This is a genomic window from Micromonospora sp. L32, assembly GCF_052068055.1.
Taxonomy (GTDB): domain Bacteria; phylum Actinomycetota; class Actinomycetes; order Mycobacteriales; family Micromonosporaceae; genus Micromonospora; species Micromonospora purpureochromogenes.
Map to the genome: position 1 here is coordinate 506,873 of NZ_JBQHDD010000006.1, position 11,360 is coordinate 518,232.

General features: G+C 65.2%; 7 protein-coding genes. 4 read left to right on the forward strand and 3 right to left on the reverse strand.

The window, feature by feature from the left end; genetic code table 11:
• Positions 1-11 precede the first annotated feature (11 nt).
• On the reverse strand, positions 12-5,273 hold the full coding sequence (locus ACTMTB_RS19775) for a sacsin N-terminal ATP-binding-like domain-containing protein (protein WP_441147576.1): 5,262 nt from the start codon (positions 5,271-5,273) through the stop codon (positions 12-14).
• Positions 5,274-5,805: 532 nt separating this feature from the next.
• Here ACTMTB_RS19775 and ACTMTB_RS19780 point away from each other — a divergent pair.
• Entirely contained in the window at positions 5,806-6,072 is a 267-nt protein-coding gene (locus ACTMTB_RS19780; RefSeq protein ID WP_441147578.1) for a hypothetical protein, read from the forward strand.
• Positions 6,073-6,168: 96 nt separating this feature from the next.
• On the opposite strand, the gene ACTMTB_RS19785 is transcribed toward ACTMTB_RS19780, so the two are convergent.
• Positions 6,169-6,405, reverse strand: coding sequence for a hypothetical protein (locus ACTMTB_RS19785; RefSeq protein ID WP_441147579.1), 237 nt, complete (start codon positions 6,403-6,405; stop codon positions 6,169-6,171).
• Positions 6,406-6,751: 346 nt separating this feature from the next.
• Between ACTMTB_RS19785 and ACTMTB_RS19790 the strand changes: the two genes are divergently transcribed.
• Positions 6,752-6,883, forward strand: coding sequence for a hypothetical protein (locus tag ACTMTB_RS19790; RefSeq protein WP_441147663.1), 132 nt, complete (start codon positions 6,752-6,754; stop codon positions 6,881-6,883).
• A 375-nt stretch (positions 6,884-7,258) separates the two neighbouring features.
• Here the strand turns inward: ACTMTB_RS19790 and ACTMTB_RS19795 are convergent, their stop codons facing one another.
• Positions 7,259-7,483: a helix-turn-helix domain-containing protein gene (locus ACTMTB_RS19795; protein WP_441147581.1), complete on the reverse strand. Its 225-nt coding sequence runs from the start codon at positions 7,481-7,483 to the stop codon at positions 7,259-7,261.
• Positions 7,484-7,730: 247 nt separating this feature from the next.
• Here ACTMTB_RS19795 and ACTMTB_RS19800 point away from each other — a divergent pair, with 247 nt between their 5' ends.
• On the forward strand, positions 7,731-8,723 hold the full coding sequence (locus ACTMTB_RS19800; protein ID WP_441147583.1) for an AAA family ATPase: 993 nt from the start codon (positions 7,731-7,733) through the stop codon (positions 8,721-8,723).
• A 1-nt stretch (position 8,724) separates the two neighbouring features.
• The gene (locus ACTMTB_RS19805; RefSeq protein WP_441147586.1) at positions 8,725-11,283 is read left to right on the forward strand and encodes a S8 family serine peptidase; all 2,559 of its coding nucleotides are present in this window, start codon (positions 8,725-8,727) and stop codon (positions 11,281-11,283) included.
• Positions 11,284-11,360: the final 77 nt, after the last annotated feature.

Consider the following 11,360-nt stretch of genomic DNA (forward strand, 5'->3'; position numbering starts at 1 on the left):
TAACTTGATCTTTAACCCGTGTGCGGGTCGAATTGCAGCCTGATGGAACGTCCCGCTACCCGGTATCGCCGAAGTCCGCCGGGAGCGAGCGGGTTTGGCAGCAGGATGATGCGCCGTCGGGCGGACTCGAGGACGTTCACAATGAACAAGATCAAGTATTCCTCATCAGGTCCGAGGTTTTGTGCACGGCACACTTCGGTTTCGCCGAGGGTGAACTCGGGGTGGTCGTTGACAGTCGCCTTGACCTCGAAGAGTCGAATCCGTTCCCTGGTCATGATGCGGAAGTCGTAGCCCAGGCTGTCGTCGCCTTTCCCGTCGCCGAGCAGGAGGTTGCGGTAACCGGACATCCAACTGTCCTCCGGAGGGATGCCAAATTGATGGCGTAGCCACTCCCCGGCAACGACTTCCCCTGCGAGCCCGATGGTCTTCAACGCTTCGGGATCCGACTGGATGCCTGCGGTCCAACCGCGGGCGCCTCCGGCCCGGCCACCGCCCGCGTGTGCGCTGTGGAACTCACCGAGGGCGCGGGGTTCGGCCGGCATCGCAAGCAGTTCCGGGGTGATGCTGCCGCGGACGGCATCGGCGAGTTTCACGAGGTCAGTTTCCGCGGAGTATGTGCGTCCGTCGAGCAGTACGAACGTGGGTTTTCGCCGCTGCTGGTCCTTGTCCTGGTCGATGCGCTGTCGGGCTTCGGCAATGTCCTGGTCGGTGAGTCCAAGTTCCGCGCGGTTCGTGGTCAGCGGCATGCCAGTCGGCCATTGATGGTTGGCGTGAAGCCAGCTAGTGACGACGGGTGCGGTGAGCCGTTCGAAGTCAAGCAGTCCTGCTTGCATCATGAGTTCCGCAACGGTGGCGGGCTCGGTGGGCCGGAATCCCTCGCCGGCCGCGTTGCGGTACAGCCACGCCTCAACCAGCGGTACGGCGTTTTTGAGGATCCGGCTGAGAGTGCGCCGGTTGGCATCCCTGGTTTCGTCTACGGAAGCCAGTCCGGAGTGGTGATCCACGTGAGGCACATTTTGCTGGAACCAGGCTTCGACACGGTCGGTGATGATCTGCACGGGCAGGTTCCAGTACTCGTCCAGCCATTCCTCACTTGGCTCGAGGTTTGGCATTTGTCGAAGCCGAAGGTAGGCATCCAGTGACTGACCGGCGCGATAGTCGGGGAGGAAGGCATCTCGGACGCGGTCTTGCAGCGCGCGGCGGTTCTGCTGAAGGAAGGCCGTAAACTGCCGTAGGTGACCATCGACGTTGTGTAGTGGTGGACGGGCGAGTGCGCGTAGGCCGCGGTTGGCAGTGGCTAGGTCAGTGCCGAGTACACGCACTGCTTCCAAGAGGTCGCCGCGGTTGGCGAGGTCGAGAAGGGCACCGTTTGTGACGGTTTGCGCGCTGAGTCGCGGGCCGAGCCAGTCGATGAGGGCATCTTCAGTGTCGAACTGCGGCCGGGCGTCTTGGAGTTCCTCAGCCACGTCTATGTCGACGCAGGCCAGGACGGCTACCAACTGGGACACGTCCAGGTGCTTGCCAGCATGTGCGGCCATGAGGGTCGCTATGTCTTCGTTGGCTACGCCGAGCGCGGAGGCGATGTCGGCTGGAGTCGGCTGGTCCGTGTCGCCGCAGCACTGCTGCAGGTCGATAAATGCCAGCCGCAGGTTGTCGGCTTCGTTGGGCATCCGCACGAGCTGGGCGAGACCATGACTGGCGGTCTGCAGCATCGAGAGCACAGGTTGGTGGTGACCACCGGCGACCACGACGCGTAGCCTGCCGTCCTCTTCGAGGAGGAACGAGCGAGCGGTCCGCGGGTCGTCGATTTCATGCAAATCGACGGAGGTGCTGACGCGACCGGCGAAAGTGATGGTCGCGGCATCTAAGCGCTGGGCCGCGGCTTTCAGCTGCGCCGAGGTGATGTCCGCGACGGTCCTGCTTCGAAACTCCATTACCGCCAGCACAACAGTCGTCAACCACGGCCCAACGGTGGCAAGCAGCGGCACAGATGGCGCCATCGCAGCGGGCAATCCGTCGATGCTCATGTCTACCTTGGCATCGGCCGTGCTGCGTAGGCAGCGCGCTCCGGCGGCGATGAGCAGGTGGAGTACATGTTCGGCGAGCCCTTGATTGCGGATGGCCAGCATGAGAACGGGTGCCTGCCGCAGAAGCAGTTCCTGTCCCGCACCTGTCGCGGCGGGGACATAGACCGTCTCAGCTTCCTCGGTGGTGGAGACAACCGTGAGGCGTCCAGCGCGCGCCGCGACAACCTGCAACGGCTCCTGTGACGGGACGGCAGCGCCAGTGTTGGCCAGATCCCGCCACGCCAGCTCATAGGCCTTCCGCACTGCAAGTCCCGATTGCGCGCGTCCGGCCAGGCGATGGGAGCCGACGATGTCGGTCAGCTCGACAAGACGTTCGGCTGCGGTCATCGGGTGGTCCCAGAACCGCACTCCGATCTTCTTCAACCTGTCGAGCACCTTAGTCGTCGCGAGGCTGCGCAGCGCAGGTGGTTGGGCTCGCAAGTAATCCGGTGTTTCGGCTGCCTCCAGCCACCACGCTCGGCTGGGCGACATGAAGCTGACCTCAGATCGCCGCCCGGGCGTCGTTTGGGGCAACCAAGCGGTGGTAGCGAGGAACGCGGCGATGAAGGTCGGCCAGGCTACTCTGCGCACGTCACTCGGTCGCCCGTACTGGAACTCCAGCGCGGTGTCCGGCCACTGGTCAAGCCCGTGCAGCACCAACTCGGCGTACATACCTCGCGCCGTCGGGTCGAGTTGGCTATAGGCGAGTTGTCCAGCGAGTACGGCCACCGGTCTGGTCGGCTCGTAGGTCGCGGTTGGACGGGCTGGTGGCTGACGCGGCCATTGCGCTGCGACCGCTCGCCAGGTCTTCTGGTGATCCTTCGAGACGTCGACGGGGAAATCCGGTGCAGTTGCCGGAGCACCCACTCGACTGCCGGTCATACGAAATGACGAGCTCGGCAGCCAGGTGATCGGTAGGCCGTGCTGCACGCCGGCGTGCTCCAGGAAGACACGCAGTGCGTCCGCGTCGTCAAGGTCCTCCATCATTGCCTGTGGTTCCGGCACAAGACGTTCGGCCAGAGCATCGAAAGGCGCCAGCGACGATGCCCGCCCGAGCAGGCGAACGAGAAGATTGTCGAGGTCTCGCCTCGGCCCAGGCCAGCTCGTACCGAACAGTGCCTCTGTGGCTGGCCGCCATCCGACGGTAGGCACAAGAAGGCCGGCGCGGGCGACGACGTCGGCGGCGACATCGCGAGCGGTACTGCGCCAGATGGTGAACGCGAATCGCAGGCAGGAACGCAACAGAGGCTCGTCAGCGGGGTCCGCGCCTCGCATCGCAGCCCCAACGAGGTTGAGCACGGCGTCGGTGTGGTACTCCTGCACGAGACCGTGTTGCGTGAGCCACTGACGGGCGGGTTGGCGCTTGCGAGGCGGGTCTGCGGGGCGCCACGTGATGTCGGGATGGACAAAGGCGATCCGCTGGGCGACCGCTCGCGGTGGGCGCAGGCTTGATGTTCGCACGTCATCACCACCCTGCGGAGCTAGGAACACGGTGGGACCACCGTCCTTGCCGGCGCTGGCAGGAAGGACAGAGCCGCGGTCGTCCACAAGGATTCGCTTGCCGGCCAGTAACGCCCCGTTGGCCATTACCGCCGCAAGATCCTCATAGAAGTCCGCCCAAGTTCCCGGATCGAATGGCCCGCGCGCAAGTGCGTCGGCGTAGGCCTCTGCCCAGGCGGCGATTTCGTCATCGCGGGGCGTGAGACCGATTCCGAGGTCGGCGGCGAGCTGCTTGATCCGGTACCGGCGCTGAGGCGTCAGATCGGGGTCGATGAGGTGGTCCACGCCCGCTGCGGCCGCAGCCGCCGGGGTAAAGGCGGTAGCCGTGGCTTCCCACAATTTGCCCCTGCTGATCGCTGTGCGGGGGCACCGATCGCCGAGAGCCGGGACGAAAGGGATATCGGCGATGCGGTGCCCGAGTGCTTGAAAGGCGTTCACCAGCCGTGACAGGAAGGGCTTCCGCCAGGCCACCATGTCGACGATCAGTTCAGCCCCGATCCCCAACTCGCCATCCACGGCAAGTTTCGTTGCGCGAGCGCAGAGGTTGGCGACCTGGTCCAGGAGCAGGTCGTTCAGAGGGATCTCCGGGTCGAGGCTCCGCCGGTCAAGCCGGGCGAAGAAGGGCGCGTTGACGAACCCTGCCATCGGAGCGGGGGCGGTCTCACTCATCGGCAGAAATGTGTACAACCGGCCCTGCGCGAGGGAGGTGTCCAGTGGCAGCGCAACCCTGATCTGGGCGTCTCCCTCCCACCGATCCCAGCCGGCGCTTACCCGTCCGTCATTGCGGCTGCGAACGATCGCGTCCTTCACCATCGCCTCAGGCACGGGCTGACGCAGCACGAGGAAGCGCTGTTTGCTCTGCAGAACGATCTCCTCGAGAGCAAGGTCGTCGCGGGCCGTTACGCCAGCGCTACGCCTTTCGCAAACCGTACGGCGAATTTTCTGATCGGCCTCCACACGGCTGACGACGATTCTTGCTACTCGCTCGAGGAACAGGTGGAACGGCACCTCCGATGACGTTAGTTCCGCGAGCTGCCGCCGGGCTTGATCCCGTGCCTCTGAGGAGCGCAGCACCAGGCGTATCACCGTCGCGAAGCCCTTGACGGCGAAGCCGGCAACGACGTCCGGACACGTGCCGAGCGGAACCGGCACCTTCAGTGAAGCGACGTTCTCCCGCAGTTCGTCGGCCAAGCCGGGCTCATCTGGCGCGACCCGGGCAGCGAGGTCGTCGAAATCGGCGGGCGTTGCGAAGCGGAAGCAGTAACCGTCGAAGGATCCGGTCCCCACCTCGGCTGCGCTGTAGATCTCTGGGCTGTCAGCCAGCTGCAACACGCTCTTGAAACCGACGCCCTTGTTGCCGATGCCCTCGTCTGGCCGTTTGCTGGACATCGCGACCCGGCACATCGCGGTGAAGTTCTCATGCCGCAAAGGGCTGCCACCGTTGGCGACGTAAAGCACGCCCCAAGGCCCCTCGTCCTCGTGCAGTAGGAACTCCAGCTGCCCATCGTTACGGTCCGCAGGATGTGCGTCATGTCCGTTCTGTAGAAGCTCGACGACGGTCCGGCCGTCGTAGTCGGTCGCGACGATCCCCTCGATGAACTCCTTCTGCTCGCGGGTCGCAGGCTGGTCAACCTCTTTGCCGAACCGGTACAGCGCGGCTACGCCATCGGCCTCTGCCACGATCCGGCCACGGAACTCCTCACGCATGGCGAGGCCACCGGCTTACAGCCGACGCGGCAGCGATGCCGGAGCATCGGACGCGTGGCCCGGCTGCTCCACACGAGGTGACCGCATGGGTAGCGATGCCGGTGCGGCGCGACCCAAGTGCCTGTCGTCCAGACAAGCGGGTATACCTCCCTGTGTGCACGGGCCGAGAGTAGTCGAGGGGACCGACAGGACTGGTCGATGTCGTATCGGAGGTCGGCTCGTTGCCCGCGTAGACCCGGCCGGCCCGACCAGGCAAAAGTCTCCTACGCCAGCAGCGCAACGACGCGAGCCATGTAGTCGCTCGCTGTCTCGATGCCTGAGTCCTCCGACACCCCTCATCCTGTCAGCCTGTCTCTACGTCTTCAGGCAGCAGGGCAAGGCCGGGAGCTACTGTCGCCGCCGACCCAATCCTCCTCCTGTAGTCAGCGGCGCTGCGTCGCTGAGAGGTTCCGGTCAGCCAGCACGTCCAGCGACGAAGTCTTGTGCCATCGTGTATGGACCTCTCGCGCCACTGACCGATGGGAGACCCGACGTGCCCGCTTCCCTCGACCGCATCCGCAAGTCCATGCACGTGGAGCCCACCAAGCAGAACAAGGGTTTGACGCTCACGCTCGTCGTGACTGCTTACGACAACGGCATGGTTATGCTCGACGGGATACCGATCAACGCCGCCCCCGACTATGACCAGGCCGAAGGCTGGTTGGTGACCGCCGAGGTTGCGGTCTCCACGATCAACGAGTTCCGGCGGCAGGTGTCAAAGCGGCAGGCCGAGTTGCGGGGGGAGTCCCCCGCCGGCTGACCAGACCAGCAACCCGCGTCCCCGTCGCTCGACTCCACTGGCGGCCGCTGTCTGGGGTTGATCCCCGCAACGTCGGATGATGGCCTCAAAGAGTTCCTAACACAGCACGTGCCCGTCCGAGGATCCGGTGTGTCCGGCGAAGCGTCGTCGCCGTTCGGGTTTGGGCAGCAGCGGTTCGATGCGCTGCCGCAGCCCGTCCTGTCTGAGGAGGCCGCGTGCTTCGCTGCCGCTGGGTCCGCAGTAGGCCATGACATGCAGTAGGGGGTGCAGGTCGGGAGCGTGCTCGGCGGCTTGGTCGAGGAACCGTGCCAGCAGGTCGTCGGTCCAGACCATGAACGGCCCGGGACCTCGTGGCGTTCCGCCTCTCGACGCATGCGCCCACATAATCGGCATTGGGGCATGCCCGCCGCCCAGGTCTCGGCGCATGAACTCGTGCGACATCCCATGCCGCAACTTTGCTGGCGACGACGGCTGTCGTGCCTTGGTGAGCATCACGGTGGTGGGCCTTGGAACTCGGGTCGGGGAGGCAAGCGCTGATCGTCCCTCAGCGGCAGGTGCGGCGCATGCGGTTGACGTGCCCGTCCTGACCGGTGCGACCGGTAGCGCCGACCGGGTGGGGGTGTTGCTGCGGGGCGGGCCCGGCGACGGCTAGATGGTCAACGGCGGCGGCGAAAAATTCGTGTGGAACGCGTGCCTGTACGAACGCATCGCCGAGCGGGAGCAGCGCCGCGGCCGGGACCTGGTCGTGTACTGGCACCGGCCGGACTGCTACGAGGCGTACGGACGCGGCGCAGAGGACAGGTGCGAGTAGGCAGGCTCGCGGACCAACGGCACGGGCACCGTGGCGTAGTCGCCGTTGACCAGGTCAACGCGTGACGGTGCCGAACCCGGCCGATCAGCCGGTCGGCGGCCAGAGCACCAGCCGAGCCGGCCAGCTGCAGCGGTTGCCGGTAACAGGCCGGGGCTTTCTCGCACTCAAAACGAGGATTGCAACCAGGCGCTGCCCGCGGCACCGACAGCCGCGCCGGCGACCACGAGCGTGCGCAGTAGGGCGGGCGCGCCGATAGAGAGGTGCCGCGGCCTATCTCGGCGGCGATACTCAAGGCAGGCGCCCCGGCGGTCCTCCATCGAGGCGGCAAGGTGACCAGTGACCAGCCAGAGCCTGAATTGCGCCCAGCGACCGCCGCTATGGGCCCACGCCCTCTGACTGCCCCAGCTCCTGAATCTCTATCTCCAGCGCGGCGGCGATAGACAGCATCGTGAAGTACCCGGGTTCGACCACACGCCCTGACTCGATCTTTCGAAGCGTCGACACCGCAACCTGGGCGCGGACGGCCAACTGCTCCTGGGTCAACCCCTTCTGCACGCGCACCGACCGCAGCCGCCTGGCAAGCACCTGCGCCTGCCCCAAGAAGCGACTGTTCTCGCGTCTGGCACGTCCGACTGGCATGGGTCCATCCTGTGATAAATTACGACCGGTCAAACTTTAGCACTGGGTAGCACAGCCTTAAGCTGGTGGGAAAGAGAAGCTCGGCGAAAGCAAGGCGGGCCAAAGTCGATCTAGATCACCATGAGAGGTCAGTCGGTGACGCTAAGGTCGAGTCAACGCCCGCGACGGGCCGAAGCGGCGATGCAGCACGTGGGGAGGTGCGGTACACATGGCAACGGCTGACCAAGTCAAGGCACTAATCAGGAGCCACGGCGAGGGCGACGACACGCGCTTCTACTCGATAGCCCTGCAAGTCGCCGCTAAAGCCGCACGGAGCGGTCAGGCGCACTTCGCCCAGGAGTTACGCGATCTTGTCGATGCTCATCGGGCTAGCACTGCGGGCGGTGGCAGGCAGAACGCCCGCCCTGTTCCCGTCGCGCGTCCACGCGGCGAGCTTGCCGACCTGCTTGGCGTGACGTACCCGACCACCCGCATGGCGGACCTTTCGCTAGAGCCTGAGGTACGGCACCGCTTGGAGCGTGTCGTGCTGGAGCAGCGGCAGCAGGACAGGCTCAGGGAGCACGGGTTCACCCCGCTGCAGCGATTGCTGCTGATTGGCCCGCCCGGTACGGGAAAAACCATGACGGCACGCAGCTTGGCGGGGGAGCTCCGACTCCCGCTGTTCACCATTCGACTCGACACGCTGATCACGAAGATGATGGGTGAAACGGCAGCGAAGCTCCGCTTGGTGTTCGACGCGCTAGCCGAGACCAAGGGGGTCTACCTGTTCGATGAGGTCGACGCCCTAGCTGGGGAACGAGCACGAAGCAACGACGTCGGCGAGATCCGGCGGGTACTGAACTCCTTCCTCCAGTTCCTCGATCAGCAAGAATCGGACAGCCTGCTGATCGCCGCGTCAAACCATCCTCAACTCCTCGACCGAGCGTTGTTCCGCCGGTTCGACCTGGTTGTCGCGTATCCGCTACCCACACCCGAGGTCAGCCGGACTGTCGTCCGCAACCGGCTGGCTACCATGAGCCCTAAGAAATGGGCATGGGGTGCGATCGATGAGGCCGCAGCGGGCCTCAGCCACGCCGAGATCACCGTCGCCTGCGAACTCGCCGCCAAGGAGGCCATCCTGTCCGGTCAGCAGCATGTCACCCCCGCTGCCCTGGTAGCAGCTCTCCGAGACCGGCGAAACATGGCCCACGAAGACCGATAACATGGCTCCTCGCAACCGCCCCCACCTCTTCCTCACCCGAGGCGCAATCACCGAGCCTTACCGCCGACCAGGCGCAGGCGGTAATAGCGGCAAAGTCTCGCCACCATCTGACCGTCAAGGTCACGCGCGTCAACTGTCCGAACAACTGCTTCAGGCGCAGTCAACCGCACAGGCACGACGCACTGACCGCGAGACGACCGTTGACGGCTCCATCGACGGCGTATACCTGGTATTCGACAGCTTCCCGGACGTCCGCTTGGCGCTCACCTCACTGGAGACCCGCCAAGGCAAGGTTCACCCAGAGCTGGTCTCCGTCCACGAGGTCGATACACCGACAGGCTCCGTCGAGCGAGCCACGGTGTTCGTACCCGACGGCAAGCTCGGTTATTTCCTGTCCAGGCTGGAGAGCTACGCCGAAACCACTGGCCAGGCCAAGCCGAAGAACGCCAACCTCATTGATCGGATCGCGGCAGTCCGACTGGCAACGATTGAAGCACTGTGGACCGACCCGCCCGAGCAGTTCCCCGAGCCTGACGCGCGAGTCTGGTGGGAGGTGTGGCTACGGCGTCGCGATGGCGGAGAGGCAGGGCGCCTGAGGCAATTCGCTACACAAGCGGGGTTGAGCCTCGGCCGGCGAACCCTGGGCTTTTCCGATCGCATTGTGGTGCTGGTCGAAGCATCCGCCCAGGAGCTCGCGGCGGCCCTCGACATCCTTGACGATCTCGCCGAGCTCCGCCAGCCGCATGAGCTCACTCAGCAACTCTCCCTGGAGCCTGCCGCCGAACAGCGCCAATGGGTGGACCAACTCGCCGACCGCACAAGCCCCGCCGCGGCCGACGCTCCCGCCGTTTGCATCCTCGACACCGGCGTCTACCGCGCTCATCCCCTGCTTGAGGACTCCCTCGCCGAATCCGACTGTCACTCCTGCGATCCAGCCTGGCCACTCCTCGACCACCGCGGACACGGCACAGAGATGGCCGGCCTCGCTCTCTATGGCGACGTTGGCCAGGCGCTCCGCTCTGCGGGACGGCTACAGCTGCGGCACCGCCTGGAGTCGGTCAAACTGCTGCCGCCGCCCCCACACACAAACCGGCCCGAACTACATGGCGCGCTCACCGCCACCGCAACGAGCCTTGTCGAGGTCCAGGCACCTACGCGTCGCCGGGTGTACTCAATGGCTGTAACGGCGAAAGGGCACCTCGACCCGGCTGACAGCGGCCGTCGCAAATTGCTGGGGCAGCCGACATCCTGGTCCGCCTCCATCGATGCGCTGTCTGCCGGACGAAGCATAGACGTGTCCGACGATGGTCTGATCTACTTCGACGAGGCCGAGGACACTGCCCGCCGGCTTTTTCTCGTCAGTGCTGGCAATGTGGCCAAGGACAAGCTCGAAGACGAGTACCTGAGCAGAAACGATGTCGAGCCGGTCGAAGATCCGGGACAAGCGTGGAACGCTTTGACCATTGGTGCCTACACGCGCCTGGACAACCTGGACTCGGCCGGGCCCTCCTGGAACGGCTGGACACCACTCGCACCACGTGGCGAGCTTTCCCCGCACAGCCGAACATCGGTCGCGTTCAGCCGACCGTGGCCCATCAAACCCGACGTTGTCCTCGAAGGCGGCAACGTCGCCCGGTCACCGGCAGGGACCGAATACGACACGCCTGAAGTGCTGCAGGTGCTCACCACGCGGAACCCCGGCGTCGATGCCCGCCTCCTCACGACGACCTGCGCTACCAGCGCCGCCACAGCCGAAGCCGCGCACATCGCCGCATCCGTCCTCGCCGACTACCCCTCACTATGGCCCGAAACTGTTCGCGCCTTGATCGTGCATTCCGCCGAGTGGACCACCGCGATGCGGATGCGCATCGATCAGGCCCGAAGGACAGGCAAGGCGGCCGTCCACCAACTACACCGGCGCTACGGGATGGGTGTCCCCGACATCACACGAGCGACACGCAGTGCTAGCGACGCGCTCACCCTCGTCGTTCAGGACACGATTCACCCGTACCGCGACGGCACCATGCGTGAGATGCACCTGCATGACCTGCCATGGCCCACTGACATCCTGGCCGAACTCGGGCACGTGCAGGTAAGACTCCGCGTGACTCTGTCCTACTTCGTTGAACCCAACCCCGGCCGCCGCGGCTGGCAACGCCGATACAGCTACGCGTCCCACGGGCTACGCTTCGACCTCCGCCGACCCTTCGAATCCATGGACGACTTCCGTAAGCGGCTTAACCAGCTAGCCTTGGCAGAGGAGGAAGCCAGGCCGGCCAGCACGAACGACACCGGAGATTGGGTCTTCGGAAGCAATCAGCGGACTGCGGGGTCTCTGCACACCGACATCTGGGAGGGCGACGCAGCCGACCTCGCTGGCCGCGGTGCCCTAGCCATCTTCCCGGTAAGCGGATGGTGGAAAGAGAACCCCTCGCGCGATCGCAGCGACTCCGGCGCACGCTACGCCCTCGTCGTGTCCATCGAAACGCCAGAACAGAACGTTGACATCTGGACCCCTGTCGCCCAGCAGATCGGCGTTCCCATCGCAATCGAAACCTGATCACACTTCATGTATTTCGGAGACGGCTCCGGGCCGCTTCCTGCTGGCCGCCCGCTGCCCTCGCTCGGCGGTATGGC

Bases quoted from the DNA above. Each gene is read 5' to 3' on its own strand.
- ACTMTB_RS19800 (WP_441147583.1), top strand. From the start codon at position 7,731: ATGGCAACGGCTGACCAAGTCAAGGCACTAATCAGGAGCCACGGCGAG.
- ACTMTB_RS19785 (WP_441147579.1), bottom strand. From the start codon at position 6,405: ATGGTCTGGACCGACGACCTGCTGGCACGGTTCCTCGACCAAGCCGCC.
- ACTMTB_RS19775 (WP_441147576.1), bottom strand. From the start codon at position 5,273: ATGCGTGAGGAGTTCCGTGGCCGGATCGTGGCAGAGGCCGATGGCGTA.
- ACTMTB_RS19805 (WP_441147586.1), top strand. From the start codon at position 8,725: ATGGCTCCTCGCAACCGCCCCCACCTCTTCCTCACCCGAGGCGCAATC.